Origin of the sequence: Chromobacterium subtsugae (genome assembly GCF_001676875.1) — a bacterium.
GTDB lineage: Bacteria > Pseudomonadota > Gammaproteobacteria > Burkholderiales > Chromobacteriaceae > Chromobacterium > Chromobacterium subtsugae.
In genome coordinates this window covers 22,910-37,218 of the sequence record NZ_JYKA01000005.1, presented here as the reverse complement: position 1 = coordinate 37,218, position 14,309 = coordinate 22,910, and the positions used below count along the sequence as shown (strand labels likewise).

Here is a 14,309-nt window from a genome sequence, read left to right as displayed (position 1 = left end):
TGCGGCTTCGCGGCTTAGCGCGACTTGACGAAAGGCACGCCGATGGCCTTCGGCGCCAGCGCCCGGCCGACGAAGCCTGCCAGCAGCAGCACGGTCAGCACGTAAGGAATCACCGCGATGGCTTGCGACGGAATCTGGCCGATCACCGGCAGCGCCACGCCTTCCAGACGAATCTGGATCGCATCGGCGAAGGCGAACAGCAGGCAGCCGATCACCGCCGGCACCGGACGCCATTTGCCGAAAATCAGCGCCGCCAGCGCCAGGAAGCCCTTGCCGGCGGTCATTTCCTTGATGAAGCTGCCGGTCTGGTAGACGGACAGATAGGTGCCGGCCATGCCGCACAGCACGCCGCCCCAGAACAAGGCGGTGTAGCGCACCTTGGCCACCGAGATGCCGGCGGTGTCGGCCGCGTGCGGGTTTTCGCCCACCGCGCGCAGGCGCAGGCCGAAACGGGTCTTGTACAGCACCCAGGTCACCAGCGGAATCACGACGAACACGGTGAGGTAGACCAGAATGCTGTGGCCGGAAATCAGCTTGCTGTAGACCAGGCCCACCACCGGCACGTCGCGCAGCGCGTCGGCGAACGGCAGCACGATCTCGTGGAAGCGGCCTTCGTCCGGCAGCTGCGGCGAGTTGCCGCCCTGCTGGAACCAGGCCAGGCCCAGCACCGGCGTGATGCCGGAAGCTACGGTGTTGATCGCCATGCCGGAGATCAGCTGGTTGCCGTTATAGGTGACGGAGACGAAGGCATGCACCATCGCCATCGACACCGCGGCCATGATGCCGGCCAGCAGGCCCAGCCACGGGTTGTGGGTGACGTAGGCGGCGGCGGCGGAAGCGAAGGCCGCCACCAGCATCTTGCCTTCCAGGCTGATGTCCACCACGCCGGAGCGCTCGGAGAACATGCCCGCCAGCGCGGCCAGCACCAGGGGCGTCGCCACGCGGACGGTGGAGTCGAGAAGACTGAAGAACATTTCCATTATTTTTTGTCCTTGCGCTTGAACAGGCCGGCGATGAACGGCTCGAACAGATTTTCCAGCGCGCCGCAGAACAGGATGATCAAGCCCTGGATGAACAGGATCATCTCGCGGGTGATCATCGGTTTCTCGAACGACAGGTCGGAGCCGCCCTGGGTCAGCGCGCCGAACAGCAACGCGGACAGGATGATGCCCACCGGGTGGTTGCGGCCCATCAGCGCCACGGCGATGCCGACGAAGCCCACGCCGTTGGTGAACAGCACGTTCATCCGATGCGAGGAGCCCAGCAGATCGTTCACCGACGACAGGCCTGCCAGCGCGCCGGACACGCACATGGCGATGATGATGACGCGGCTGACGCTCATGCCGGCGTAGCCGGCGGCGTGCTCGTTGGTGCCGACGGTGCGCAGTTCAAAGCCCCAGCGGCTATGCCAGACGATCAGGTAGAACAGCGCCGACGCCAGCAGCGCCAGCACGAAGGTCAGGTTCAGCGGCGAATTCGGCAGCGACGAGAACAGCGTGTGCAGCTGCGGAATCCAGCCGGTTTCGGCGAACTGGCGGGTGGTCGGGTTTTGCGAGCCGGCTTCGATCAACTGGTGGCTGATCAGGTACAACATCAGCGAATAGGCGATGAAGTTGAACATGATGGTGGTGACCACGATGTGGCTGCCGCGCTTGGCCTGCAGATAGGCCGGGATGTAGGCCCAGGCCGCGCCGAAGCCCATCGCCGCCAGCACCGCCAGCGGAATCAGCACATAGGACGGCAGCGTGTGGTCGAAGCCCAGCATCACCAGCGTCACGCCCAGGCCAGCGAGATACGCCTGGCCTTCGCCGCCGATATTGAACAGCCCCGCGTGGAAGGCGGTGGCCACCGCCAGGCCGGCGAAAATGTAGCTGGTGGTGTAGAACAGCGTGTAGCCGGCGCCCTCGCCGTAGCCAAAGGCGCCGTGTATCAGCAACTGCAGGCATTCCCACGGATTTTCGCCAATCATCCAGGTGACGAAGCCCGTCACCAGCAAGGCGGCCAGCAGATTGAGCGCCGGCAGGATGGTCAGCTGCGCCCAACGCGGCAAAGTGGATGGTTGTCCGAATTTCAATGCTTGTGCCCCCCCATGAGCAGGCCGAGGGAAATGGTGTCGGCGTCTTTGGCCGCCACTTCGCCGGTGATCTGGCCGCCGGCCATCACCAGGATGCGGTCGGACAGCGCCAGGATTTCTTCAAGTTCCACCGACACCAGCAAGATGGCCTTGCCTTCGTCGCGCAGCTCGATCAGCCGCTTGTGGATGAATTCGATCGCGCCGATGTCGACGCCTCGCGTCGGCTGGCCAATCAGCAGCAGATCGGGGTTGGCGTGGATTTCGCGCGCCAGCACCACTTTTTGCTGATTGCCGCCGGACAGCAGGCCCACGCGCAGCAGCGGATTGCCCGGACGGATGTCGAACTGGGCGATGAAGTCGCGGGTCCGCTCCACCAACTTCTTGCGCGAATACAGCGGGCCGCTGTTCAGCGTCTTGTCGCCGTGATAGCCGAGGATGGCGTTCTCGTAGGTGGAGAAGCTCTTCACCAGGCCTTCGCGCGAACGGTCTTCCGGAATGTGGCTGATGCCCATGCGGCGGTAGACGGCGGCGCGCGGCGCGCGCTTGCACGGCAGCTTGAGCAGGTCTTCGCCCTTGTAGGCGACCACGCCGGCGCTGGGCGCGCGCATGCCGGCCAGCACCTCCAGCAATTCGGACTGGCCGTTGCCGGACACGCCGGCCACGCCGACGATCTCGCCCGCCTTCACCTGGAAGTTCAGGCCGTCCAGCAGCTTGACCTGGCGCTCGTCGGTCAGGCACAGGCTCTTGACGTCCAGCACCACCGCGCCCGGCGCGCGCTCGGCCTTGTCGACCTTCAGCGTCACCTTGCGGCCCACCATCAGGTCGGCCAGCTTTTCCTTGTCCACGTCGCAGGTGCGGACGTTGGCCACCACGGTGCCGGCGCGCATCACGCTGACATTGTCGGTGCTGTCCATCACTTCGCGCAGCTTGTGGGTGATCAGGATCACCGTCTTGCCCTGCTCTTTGAGCGAGCGCAGGATGTGGAACAGGTGGTCGGCTTCCTGCGGCGTCAGCACCGCGGTCGGCTCGTCCAGGATCAGCACGTCGGCGCCGCGGTACAGCGCCTTGAGGATTTCCACCCGCTGCTGCAGGCCGACGCCCAGCTCGCCGACCACCGCGTCCGGGTCCACTTCCAGCGAGTAGTTGCGGTTCAGTTCCTTCAGGTGCTCGCGGGCCTCGTCCATGCCGCCCTTGAGCAGCCGGCCGCCTTCGGCGCCCAGCACGATGTTTTCCAGCACAGTGAAGGTGTCCACCAGCATGAAGTGCTGATGCACCATGCCGATTCCCAAACGGATGGCTTCCTGGCTGTTGCGGATGCGCGCATCCTTGCCGTTCACGCGGATGGTGCCGCTGTCGGCTTGGTAATAGCCGTACAAGATGCTCATCAACGTGGACTTGCCGGCGCCGTTTTCGCCGATGACGCCGTGAATGCTGCCCTTGGGCACGCTCATCGTCACGTCGCGGTTGGCCTGCACGGCGCCAAAACTCTTGTTGATGCCTGTCAGCTCAATGGCAAACTCGGTCATGCTTTATATGTTCCCGATCTTCATTCAAATCCACCCCCCGGCATGAACAAACAGCCGCGACGAGAAACTCATCGCGGCTGCGTCCCCGCCACCGGCCGGGGATGTCACTGCCTTTATTATTGTACCGGGCAGCTGTTGTTGGCGCGGTAATCGACAACCTTGATCTTGCCGCTGATGATCTCGGCCTTGGCGGCGGCGATCTTCTTTTCCATGTCAGGCGTGATCTGCGGACGGTTGTTCTTGTCCAGCGCCCAATCCACGGCTTGCTCCTTCAGGCCCAGCACGCGCACGCCGGATTTCCAGGAGCCGTCCTTGGCGTCCTTGAAGGTGTTGTAGACGGCCACGTCCACTTTTTTCACCATCGAGGTCAGCACCGAGCCCGGGAACAGGTAGTTCTGGTTGCTGTCCACGCCGATGGAGAACTTGCCGGCGTTCTTGGCGGCCTGCAGCACGCCCATGCCGGTGCCGCCGGCAGCGACGAAGATCACGTCGGCGCCGCGGTCGAATTGGCTCTTGGCCAGTTCGGTGCCGCGCGCCGGGTCGTTGAAGGCCTGCGGGGTGGTGCCGGTCATGTTCTGCAGCACAGCCACGTTCTTGTTGGCGTACTTGGCGCCCTGGGCGTAGCCGCAGCCGAAGGCGCGGATCATCGGGATGTCCATGCCGCCGATGTAGCCCACTTTGCCGGTCTTGGACTTCAGCGCGGCGGCCATGCCCACCAGGAAGGAGCCCTCTTGTTCCTTGAACACGATGCTCTGCACGTTCGGGCCCTTGGCCACGGCGTCGATCAGGGTGAACTTGACCTTGGGGAATTCCTTGGCCACGGTTTCCACGGCCTGGGAGAAGTTGAAGCCTACGGCGACCACCACGTCGGCGCCGCTGCCGGCCATCTTGCGCAGCAGCTGTTCTTTTTGCGCGTCGGACGAGATCTGGCCGTCGCGGTAGTTGACCTTGAAGTCTTTCTTGAAACGCTCGGCGCCGTTGTAGGCGGCTTCGCTGAAGCTCTTGTCAAACTTGCCGGCCGAATCGTAAATCACGGCGGGAGTGAAGTCCTTGGCGCAAGCCGCTGCCGACAGAACCGCGGCGGCAACTGCAAAGCTGATACGTTTCAATTGAATTGTCATCTCTATAACTCTTGGAGTTAGTTGGTCAACGCGCACACGGGCCATGCGGGCGCGCAGTGTGCCGCAGCGCTGGACTTGAAATGGTGACAGCTGAAATTGCAGACGGCATGTAACCGCCGGACTACAGCCTCAGCTGTGCCGAAGCGGCCTGAACCGCTCCCTGCGCAATGCAAAAACCGGCTGCAGACACCACTTTCGTCGTTCTTCTGAGCGCGGCGAATTGTAATGACCGTTAACCGGGCTGTAAACCATTTCCTCTCGACTTTGAAATACCGTGTCGCAATCATTTCCCGCCCCGGCCGACCCTATCCGCCCGCAAGCCAGGCGGGGCGGGCCTTGATGGTTTTCGCATCGCTTTCAAATCATGGCCATTCTTGTTTGAATTGATCGGACGCAAAGCAAACCGGCTATACCCAAAGCGGCGCGCAAGCCCTACAATCCCGGCCTGGCCACACCCGTCATTCCCATGCTGCAGATACTCTATCGGGACGATCAACTGATCGCCATCCAGAAACCCGCCGGCCTGCTGGTGCACCGCACCGTGCTGGACCGCAACGAAACCCGCTTCGCCATCCAGCTGCTGCGCGACCAGATAGGCCAACGCGTCTACCCGGTGCACCGGCTGGACAAGGGCACCTCGGGCGTGCTGCTGTTCGCGCTGGACAAGGACGCCAGCCGCGAAATGAGCTGGCAGTTCGAGCGCCAGCAAGTGGCCAAGCGCTACCTGGCGGTGGTGCGCGGCCATGCCGACGACGCCGGCCATATCGACCATCCGCTCAGCCGCCGCCCGGACGATCTGGAGTGGATAGGCGAAAAGGTGGAAACCGCGCCGCAGCCGGCCCAGACCGACTACCGCACGCTGGCCCGCATCGAGCTGCCGATAGCGGTGGAGCGCTACCCCACCAGCCGCTACAGCCTGGTGGAGCTGGCGCCGCTGACCGGCCGCCGCCACCAGCTGCGCCGCCATCTGAAGCACATCGCCCACCCCATCATCGGCGACTCCACCCACGGCAAGGGCCGCCACAACCGGATGTTCGCCGAACAGCTAGACTGCGCGCGCATGCTGCTCGCCTGCGTGGAAATGCGGCTGACCCACCCCGTCACCGGCCAGCCGCTGCGGCTGGACTGCCCGCTGGAAGAGAACTTCTCCGCGCTGCTGACGCGCCTGGGCTGGGCCGATGCCGCGCGCGCCGCCGGAATCGAACTAACCATCTGAAAGAAAACAATAATGCTCAGCTACCGCCACGCCTTCCACGCCGGCAACCACGCCGACGTGCTCAAGCACCTGATCGAGATCGAACTGCTGAATTACCTGGGCCAGAAAGACAAGCCCTACTGGTATATCGACACCCACGCCGGCGCCGGCGCCTATTCGCTGGTGGAAGGCTACGCCACCAAAAACGCCGAATTCGAAAGCGGCATTGCCCGGCTGTGGCAGCGCGATGACCTGCCCGAAGCCGTGCGCGGCTACGTGGAGGTGGTCAAGCGGATGAACCCGGACGGCGAGCTGAAGTTCTACCCCGGCTCGCCGTGGTGCGCGGCCGATGTGATGCCGGAAAGCGACAAATTGCGCCTGTTCGAGCTACACCCCACCGACGCGCAGCTGCTGCAGCAAAACTTCGAAGGCAGCGGCCGCCGGGTGCAGATCCAGCAGGCCAACGGCTTCGAAGGCATCAAGGCCATCCTGCCGCCGCCGCCGCGCCGGGCGCTGGTGCTGATCGACCCGCCCTATGAAGACAAACGCGATTACCAGAACGTGAACACCGCGCTGAAGGAAGGCCTGAAGCGCTTCGCCACCGGCGTCTACGCGGTGTGGTACCCCTGCCTGCAGCGCGCGGAAATGAAGGAAATGATCCCGGCGCTGAAAAAGCTGCCGGCCAAGAACTGGCTGCGCGCCGAATTGCACGTGCAAGGCCCGTCCGCCGACGGTTTCGGCATGCACGGCAGCGGCATGTTCATCCTGAATGCGCCATGGACGCTGCCCAAGACGCTGAACGAAGTGCTGCCCTACCTGGCGCAGCATCTGGGCCAAGACGCCAAAGCCAGCTTCATCCTGGAAACCGGCGGCGATCTGTAAAACCTTCCGCCACGCCGCAAGCGCCCAATCGGGCGCTTTTTTTGCGCCTACCGCCCTGCCAGCGCCTCCCCACCCTCCCGGCGAGATAATTCCATATCAAGTATCTTTACTTGAAATAAAATTACATGACAAGCGGCTTTTCAAATGCATAATGCCGATTGCATTACAATGAAAGCCGCTGCCATTCCATCGCATGGCCGCAGAGAAATCATCCATGCGTCGGCGCCGCAACAGCATGGAAGGCCATGCCGCCGGCAAATCCCGCCCAAAGGAGCCGTCATGAGCAAACTGCCGTTCAACCAGGGCCAACCGGCCTTCATCCCGCTCTCCACCTTTCAGCGCTACCCGGAAACGGAAATGGTGGAGCGCTCCCGCGCCTTCTACGCCGACATCCGCCGCCGCAAGACCGTGCGCGAATTCACCAGCCAGCCCGTGCCGCGCGAAGTGATAGAAAACGCGCTGCGCGCCGCCGGCACCGCGCCCTCCGGCGCCAATCACCAGCCCTGGCATTTCGCCGTCGTCAGCGACCCGGAACGGAAACGGCAGATACGCGAAGGGGCCGAAGCCGAGGAGCGCGAATTTTATACACACCGCGCGCCGCAGGAATGGAAGGACGCTCTGGCGCCGCTGGGCACGGATTCAGACAAACCTTTTCTGGAAACCGCGCCATACCTGATCGCCATCTTCGGCCAGAAGAAAACCGTGCTGGAGGACGGCAGCGAGATCAAGAACTACTACGTGCCGGAGTCCGTTTCCATTGCCGCCGGCTTCCTGATCGCCGCCCTGCACCACGCTGGCCTGGCCACCCTCACCCACACGCCCAGTCCGATGAACTTCCTCAATCAGTTGCTGGACCGCCCCGCCCACGAAAAGCCCTACATCCTGCTGGTGGCCGGCTACCCGGCGGACGATTGCATGGTCCCCAATATCGGCAAGAAACCGCTGGAGGAGATCGCCAGCTTCTTCTAAGGCCGCACTCGCCAAGTCGAACAGGGAAAAACACGCAAGCGGCGGGCGAGCCCGTGCGGCCGCCCGCCCTCTCCTATCTATCCTTCGCGAACACCGACTTCAGAAAGTCGGCGACCAGCGCCGGCGATTGCTCGCGCCCGACGGGGTCTCCGCCTATGGTGACGCCCCGGCTCAGGCATGCCTGCGCAGCGATCTTCGCCTCGCCTCCAGACACGACGCCAGCGCTGCCGGCCATGGTGAACCGGCCCGAATCCAGGTCATATTCGCCATGGCACAACCTGGCGCTGGTCGCGCTAGAAACGGCGCGCAGCGGCGTGAACCGGTCGAAGGCATGGTAGGCGTCGGGATACACTTTCACCGTCACCTGCGCGCCCTTGGCCTTCAAAGCATCGGCATAGTCGAGGCAAGGCGCGGCGGGCGTGTAGTCGTCCTTGCCGCCAAGCAGCATCAGGACAGGCGCGCCATCCAGATGATTCGCCGCATAGTGGATGCCGCAGCTGGGGTAGAACGCGACATGCGCGGCGAAGCGCACATCGTCATCGATGACGCCCTTTCGGAATGGCTCCAACGACGAATAAAGCGCGGCGACGCCGCCGCGCGAAAATCCCATCACGGCGATGCGCTTGGGGTCGATCGCCGGATGCGTGGCCAGCAGGCGCAAAGCGGCATAGCCGTCCGCGATATCCGCCGCCATCGACAGCCGCGTCTGGTCTTTTTCCGTCTCCGCGATATGCCGTCCGGAGAAGCTGTCGACGACGAAGCTGGCGTAGCCCAGCTCGTTCATCCGCTTGGCCCACATCCACTCCCCCGGATTGATGCCGAGGCTGCCATGGAGGATCACGACGGCGGGAACCGGGCCTTGCGCCTGCCGCGGCAATGACAGCATGCCGGTCACCACCGCCTTGTCCGCTGGCGCGCGCTTGACGAAATCGATGATCTGCCCCGGCGTGACCGATTCGAACGCGAAGGCGCCGGCGCGGCCATCGGCCAAGCTCGAAACCGGCGCGGCGCTTACCGTGATGGCGGAGGCGCGGGCAGCGCCGCTCCCGACAAAGCAGGCGATCCATCCAATGAAGCAAACTCGACTCAAGATGGCTGACACGATCGATAACCCCCTTGTTCCGTAAACGCCCAATTGAAAAATACGCATTGACCGCAAGATGCGGCGCGGCAAGCGTGAAGTTTTGCCGAGTCATATTGCGGTCTTTCCATTGCAGATGAACCGCGCGGAAGCGAAAACTCATCAACAAATGTGGAGCGGGAAGCAAAAACGCGTCCGCCCGCCACTTTGCCGGGCCTCACAAGCCGGGTCCGTCATGGTATGCTGCGCGCCCCGGCACCCGTTTCCGCACCCCGCATGGCCAAACTATTCTTTCGCTACGCCGCGATGAACAGCGGCAAAAGCACCCAGCTGCTGCAAATCGCCAACAATTACGAGTCGATGGACAAGAAAGTGGCGCTGTACACCAGCGCCATCGACGACCGCTACGGCGTGGGCATGATCACCTCGCGGCTGAACATCCAGCGCGAGTCCAACACTTTCGACGCCGGTTTCGATTTCCTGGCCCACGATTACGGCGACACCGCCTGCGTGCTGATCGACGAAGCGCAATTCATGACGCCCGAGCAGGCGCAGCAGCTGCACCGGCTCGCCCACTCCCGCAACATTCCGGTGATTTGCTTCGGGCTGCGCACCGACTTCCAGGGACACCCCTTTCCCGGTTCCGCCTGGCTGCTGTCTCTGGCCGACGACGTGGAGGAGATCAAGACCATCTGCCATTGCGGCCGCAAGGCGACGATGCATATCCGCATCGACGGCGCGGGCCAACGGGTGAAGGAAGGCCCGCAAGTGGAAATCGGCGGCGAAGCGCGCTACCGCGCCGTGTGCGGCCGCTGCTTCCACAAAGCCTGACGCCAAGCCGCCTGAGAACGCCCATGCAAAACTTCAACGAAGCCGAACGCGAGCAGCTGTACCGCGCCGCCATCGGCCCCCAGCGGCAGGAATATTACCTGGCGCGTTTTCTGCGATTCGATAGCCAAGGCAAGCCTGGGGCCGGCTGGCATTGGCCCAATCTGTTCATCACCTTCTTCTGGCTGCTGTACCGCAAGCAGTGGCTGCCCGCGCTGATCTACTATCTGCTGCCCGGACTCTTCCTGCTGGCGATTGGCCTGCTGTCCGCGCTGGCGGGCGCCAAGGCCAGCGGCTTCCTTTCCCTGCTGTATCTAGCCTTCATGGCAGGCATGCTGCTGTTGCCGCCGCTCTGCGCAGACGCCTTTTACTACCGGCGTTGCCAAGCCAAGATACGCCTCAGCGCGCAAAAGGCCGGGCCGAATCTGGACGCTCGCCTGGCGTGGCTGGCGAAAAGCGGCGGAGTCAGCCGGATCGCGCCAGCCATCGCCATCGTCATGGCCGCGTTGTTTGGCGCGGGCCTGCTTGCCGCAACCGCCATCCCCGCTTATCAGAACTACGCCATCCGCGCCCAGGTTGCCGACGCGCTGAGCGCCAACCAGGGCTATCAGGAAGCGATAGGCCGGTATTACAGCCAGCGCCGCGCCTTGCCCTCAACCCTGGCGGACAGCGGCTACACGGCCGGCGCGCAACCCGAATCCGTGCGCGCGGCAGCATACGACAAGCAAAGCGGCGCGCTCACCCTATCTATGTCGCTGCCGAGAAACAAGGTCAACACCTTGGTGCTCGCCCCGGTGCCGGATGCCCAGGGCCGAATCCGCTGGGTTTGCAGCAGCACCCTGCCGGATGCCGCCCTGCCCGACGCCTGCCGCCGGCCAGATGCCGCGCGCTAGCCAAGCGCGTCCCTTTCGGCGCCAAGCCGCCGGAACATAAGCCCGCAAACGCTGTCCATCTGGATCCCGCGCCGCGAAGGCTGGGCCGAAGCCCATCCACCTCGGCGCTTGCGCGATCGCCAACCCCAGCGCTGACGACGGCAAAGTGCCGCAGCGCGCGCGGCAACAAGAGGCAACTGATGAATTCACTGGGCAAACGCTGCCTGCCATGGCTGCTGGCCCTGCCCTGCGGCCTGCAGGCAGCCCCCGCCGCTTCGCTGCCGGCGCCCATCCAGGCGCTGGCGCAACAAGGCTACGAGATTCTGGACAGTTTCGAAGCGCCCGGCGGCCTCACCGGCTATGCCGCGCTCTACCTGAGCCGGCCGCAAACCGTCTATCTGACCCCGGACGGCCAACACGCCATCGCCGGCGCCATCACCGACGCGCGCGGCGACAAATGGAACCAGGCCGGGCTGGACCGGCAGTTTGGCGCGGCGATGCTGCGGCAACTGGAAAACAGCGCCTGGATAGCGGACGGCGACGCCAAAGCGCCGCGCGCGGTCTACGTCTTCACCGACCCGAACTGCCCCTATTGCAGCCAGTTCTGGCGCGACGCCCGCCCTTGGGTGGACGCCGGCAAGGTGCAGCTGCGCCACATCCTGGTGGGCATCCTGGAAGCCGACAGCCCCGGCAAGGCGATGGCGCTGCTGGCCGACGCCGACCCGGAGGCGGCGCTCGCGCGCCACGAGCGGCAGCCCGGCGGCGGCATCCAGCCGCTGGCCCGCCCGCCGCGCGCCGCCGCCGACAAACTGGCCGCCAATCACCAATTGATGGAGCGCTTCGGCGCCTTCTCCACCCCCGCCATTTTCTACCTCGACGCAACAGGCGCGCTGCGCAAGGCCCAAGGCGCGCCGTCGCCGGCCAGTCTGGCCAAGATCATGAACGGCGAATAGCCGGCGCGGCGTCAGGACACCTCGCGCAACCGCCCATCGCCCGCCGCGCCCTCGGCCAGCATCCGCTGCGCGCGCGCCGCGGCAAGCTCCGCCCGCGCGAACATCCGCGCCTCATGGCTGCGCAACGCCGCGCGCCAATCGTCGCGCCCCAGCGCGGCGGCCAGGTCGCAAGCGTCCCGCAAGGCCAGGTTCGCGCCCTCGCCGGCCGGCGCCATCAAATGGGCGGCATCGCCTATCAGCGTGACGTCGTCGCGCCCCTTCCAGCGATGACCCACCGGCAGCGCATGGATGGGCCACGGCCGCGCCGGCTCGTCTGCCGCCTGGATCAAGCGCCGCAGGCTGCTATCCCAATCAGCGAACGCCGCCAGCAACTCCGCCTTGCTTGCCGGCGCGGCGCGCCGGCCGTCCGCCGCCAGCGCCTGGCGCAAAACCGCGTAGACCCGCACTTGCGCGTTGGCGTTGCGCTGCGCGAACAGCGTCTTGCCGCCGCCCTTGGCCACCAGCGTGCCGCGGCCGACCAAGGCGGACAGCTCGGGATGCGCCGCGTCGATGTCGGAGATGGACAGTTCGTGGTACACCAAGCCTGCGTAGATCGGCTCGGCGCGGGACAATAAGGGCCGCACCCGCGACCAGGCGCCGTCGGCGCCGACCACGAAGTCAAAACGGCGCGCCGCGCCGTTGCCGAAGCGCAGCTCGAAGCCGCCGCCCGGCAGCGCCTCCGCTTCGCGCAAGGCATGGCCCCAACGGACGCAGCCAGCCGGCAACGCATCCAGCAGCATGTCGCGCAGCGGTCCCCGGTCCACTTCAGGGCAGTCGCCGCCCTCCGCGCCCTTTTCCATCAACAGACGGCCATCCCGGTCGAACACCCGCATGCCCTGGTCTTCATAGCGGGCGATCCGCAGGAAGGATTCGAACAGGCCGACGCTGCGCAACGCCTGCTGGCCGGTGTCCGGGTGCAGGTCCAACATGCCGCCCTGCGGCCGGCTGGCCGCCGAGGCGTCGCGATCGAACAAGGTGAACGGAATGCCGCGCAGAAGCAAGCCGCGGGCCAGCAACAGGCCGGCGGGCCCCGCGCCGACAATGGCGACGCCAGAAGGAAGCGGCATGACGAATCTCCAGACGATTATTTACATAGGCACCTATGCTTACATATAATAGGCACCTATGCAAATAGCCGAAATCCTCCCATGCTGAAGACCGAATTGCGCACCGTCCCCTCCTGGCTGATCAAGCGTGCTGCGCATGCGCTGACGCGCCATGCAGAGGCGCAACTGCGGCCGCTGGGCCTGGGCATGGCCAGCCTGCCGGTGCTGACGGCGCTGAAAAACGGCGAAGCCGCCACCCAGGCGGAACTGGCCCGCCTGCTGCAGGTGGAGCAGCCATCGATGGCGCAGACGCTGGCCAGGCTGGAGCGCGACCAGCTGATCCTGCGCCGCCCCTCCGCCGCCGGCAAACGCGCGCAAATCGTGGAAGCCACCGCGCTGGGACGGGAACGCCTGGCGCAGGCGATTCCTGCGATGGCGGCCGGCAACGCCAGGGCGCTGGCGGGCTTCAGCCGCGAAGAAGAAGCGGTTCTGGCCAGCTTGCTGCAACGCGTCTGCGCCAATCTGGGCGACGCGCCCTGACGCCGCCCGAACCCTCCGCCCGCATCCGCGCCAAACTGCCAACGTCTGCGGGACAATAGACAAGCGACCGGCCCAAACCGCTCGTTTTCACTCCGTCCGCACGTAGGCTCTCAGCCGGTGGCTATCCGGGTCCAGCGCCGTGAAGGTGCGGCCAAAATCCATATCCGTGATGGGTTGCACAATGCGCAGCCCCTGCGCGCGCCAATCGGCGAGGCAAGCATCCAGCGCGGCGAAATCCTCCAGCCGCACGACCACTTCCCCGCCTCCGCCCATCATCTCGGCGGCAGGCTCCGCCGTGTGGCGCGACCACAAGCCCAGCCGCATGCCGGACGCGAACTTGAACATCGCAAAGGTGGGCGACAGCTGGATCGGCTGCAGATCAAACAGCCGCGAATAGAAATCTGCGCTGCGCATCGGCTGGTCCACGTACAAAATCACGAAGTCGGGGTGTTGCATGGCTGTTCTCCTTGGGTGAGCGCCGAAATCGCTTCGGCATGCAGTCATGCTAAGCCAGCCTGCTGTCAGTTTTTGTCAGTAGCATTCAAGCCATCGACCTTCACCCCGCCCCGCCAAGCTTGCTTCCCCCATTTCAGGCTGGAGATGCTAAGCCCCGACCATGCCAAAGCCGACCATCAAGCGGTATGCCGCAGCGCCAATGCCATCCGCCATGTGTTCGGCCCGCAAAATCACTGGCCACCTACCGATATCAGCTTTGACGAAAACCTGGCCGACCTGCGCCGCCACCTTGCGGAGTTCGAACAGCGCCAGGCCTTTGCCTATTGCCTGCTGACTCCGGACGGCAAACACTATCTGGGGTGCCTGTATTTGAAACCAATCAAGTCCCGTTTGGAAAACGACTGGCGCAAGCAAAGCTTTCAAGCGCAAGCCTTCTTGTGGTTGAGCCTCGGCGACAATCCCTTGCAAGAAGAGCAGACGCTGGCAACGCTCCAGAACTGGCTGTCCCGGCATTGGCCGCTTGCCTCCATTGCCCGGCCAGGCCGCGCCCCAGGCTGAGATGCATGGCTATCCGCCACCCCGATCCAGCACGCCGCAAAGAACGCCTCAGATGCGGATTGAAAGAAACAATCACGCCGCGCTGGACCAGTCTGCCTACCCTTATGTTCACGCTGTCAAATACAACGGCCTGCTGTTCCTGTCCGGCTTCGCCGGCCCAGGGACAAGG

General features: G+C 64.6%; 15 protein-coding genes. 8 read left to right on the top strand and 7 right to left on the bottom strand.

The genetic code is table 11. The features are described 5' to 3' along the window. Positions 1–14: 14 nt before the first annotated feature. The 4 genes from MY55_RS07850 to MY55_RS07835 all read right to left on the bottom strand — a co-directional run bounded on the left by MY55_RS07850 (position 15) and on the right by MY55_RS07835 (position 4,721). Positions 15–980, bottom strand: coding sequence for an ABC transporter permease (locus MY55_RS07850; protein WP_047236713.1), 966 nt, complete (start codon positions 978–980; stop codon positions 15–17). Then, the gene (locus MY55_RS07845; protein WP_043577384.1) at positions 980–2,074 is read right to left on the bottom strand and encodes an ABC transporter permease; all 1,095 of its coding nucleotides are present in this window, start codon (positions 2,072–2,074) and stop codon (positions 980–982) included. Before MY55_RS07845 ends, MY55_RS07850 begins: the two co-directional genes overlap by 1 nt. Further along, positions 2,071–3,600, bottom strand: a complete 1,530-nt coding sequence (locus MY55_RS07840; protein WP_065202216.1) for an ABC transporter ATP-binding protein — start codon at positions 3,598–3,600, stop codon at positions 2,071–2,073. The genes MY55_RS07845 and MY55_RS07840 overlap by 4 nt, the downstream gene beginning before the upstream one ends. Positions 3,601–3,716: 116 nt before the next feature. Further along, on the bottom strand, positions 3,717–4,721 hold the full coding sequence (locus MY55_RS07835; protein WP_162837608.1) for a BMP family lipoprotein: 1,005 nt from the start codon (positions 4,719–4,721) through the stop codon (positions 3,717–3,719). Between the two features lie 466 nt (positions 4,722–5,187). On the opposite strand from MY55_RS07835, the gene MY55_RS07830 reads away from it, so the two are divergent. The 3 genes from MY55_RS07830 to MY55_RS07820 all read left to right on the top strand — a co-directional run bounded on the left by MY55_RS07830 (position 5,188) and on the right by MY55_RS07820 (position 7,767). Continuing rightward, on the top strand, positions 5,188–5,937 hold the full coding sequence (locus MY55_RS07830; protein WP_065202215.1) for a tRNA pseudouridine(65) synthase TruC: 750 nt from the start codon (positions 5,188–5,190) through the stop codon (positions 5,935–5,937). A gap of 12 nt (positions 5,938–5,949) precedes the next feature. Next, positions 5,950–6,798: a 23S rRNA (adenine(2030)-N(6))-methyltransferase RlmJ gene (locus MY55_RS07825; RefSeq protein ID WP_043577398.1), complete on the top strand. Its 849-nt coding sequence runs from the start codon at positions 5,950–5,952 to the stop codon at positions 6,796–6,798. A 279-nt stretch (positions 6,799–7,077) separates the two neighbouring features. Beyond that, positions 7,078–7,767 carry a nitroreductase family protein gene (locus tag MY55_RS07820; protein ID WP_043577400.1) on the top strand — a complete coding sequence of 230 codons (690 nt, stop codon included), beginning with the start codon at positions 7,078–7,080 and terminating at the stop codon, positions 7,765–7,767. Between the two features lie 73 nt (positions 7,768–7,840). On the opposite strand, the gene MY55_RS07815 is transcribed toward MY55_RS07820, so the two are convergent. Next, on the bottom strand, positions 7,841–8,869 hold the full coding sequence (locus MY55_RS07815; RefSeq protein ID WP_157889275.1) for a dienelactone hydrolase family protein: 1,029 nt from the start codon (positions 8,867–8,869) through the stop codon (positions 7,841–7,843). Positions 8,870–9,124: 255 nt separating this feature from the next. On the opposite strand from MY55_RS07815, the gene MY55_RS07810 reads away from it, so the two are divergent. The 3 genes from MY55_RS07810 to dsbG all read left to right on the top strand — a co-directional run bounded on the left by MY55_RS07810 (position 9,125) and on the right by dsbG (position 11,501). Further along, positions 9,125–9,679, top strand: coding sequence for a thymidine kinase (locus MY55_RS07810; RefSeq protein ID WP_043577402.1), 555 nt, complete (start codon positions 9,125–9,127; stop codon positions 9,677–9,679). 23 nt (positions 9,680–9,702) lie between these two features. Then, positions 9,703–10,569 (top strand): pilin, encoded by an 867-nt coding sequence (locus MY55_RS07805; RefSeq protein WP_065202213.1) that lies wholly within the window; start codon positions 9,703–9,705, stop codon positions 10,567–10,569. A gap of 179 nt (positions 10,570–10,748) precedes the next feature. Beyond that, the gene (dsbG, locus tag MY55_RS07800) at positions 10,749–11,501 is read left to right on the top strand and encodes a thiol:disulfide interchange protein DsbG (RefSeq protein ID WP_043577406.1); all 753 of its coding nucleotides are present in this window, start codon (positions 10,749–10,751) and stop codon (positions 11,499–11,501) included. A gap of 11 nt (positions 11,502–11,512) precedes the next feature. Here dsbG and MY55_RS07795 read toward each other — a convergent pair whose 3' ends face one another. After that, positions 11,513–12,607 (bottom strand): FAD-dependent oxidoreductase, encoded by a 1,095-nt coding sequence (locus tag MY55_RS07795; RefSeq protein WP_065202212.1) that lies wholly within the window; start codon positions 12,605–12,607, stop codon positions 11,513–11,515. 81 nt (positions 12,608–12,688) lie between these two features. Here MY55_RS07795 and MY55_RS07790 point away from each other — a divergent pair, with 81 nt between their 5' ends. After that, positions 12,689–13,126 (top strand): MarR family winged helix-turn-helix transcriptional regulator, encoded by a 438-nt coding sequence (locus MY55_RS07790; RefSeq protein WP_043577410.1) that lies wholly within the window; start codon positions 12,689–12,691, stop codon positions 13,124–13,126. An 87-nt stretch (positions 13,127–13,213) separates the two neighbouring features. Here the strand turns inward: MY55_RS07790 and MY55_RS07785 are convergent, their stop codons facing one another. Beyond that, the gene (locus MY55_RS07785; protein ID WP_065202211.1) at positions 13,214–13,582 is read right to left on the bottom strand and encodes a VOC family protein; all 369 of its coding nucleotides are present in this window, start codon (positions 13,580–13,582) and stop codon (positions 13,214–13,216) included. Between the two features lie 144 nt (positions 13,583–13,726). Here MY55_RS07785 and MY55_RS07780 point away from each other — a divergent pair, with 144 nt between their 5' ends. After that, positions 13,727–14,140, top strand: coding sequence for a hypothetical protein (locus tag MY55_RS07780; RefSeq protein ID WP_065202210.1), 414 nt, complete (start codon positions 13,727–13,729; stop codon positions 14,138–14,140). The last annotated feature ends 169 nt before the right edge of the window (positions 14,141–14,309 follow it).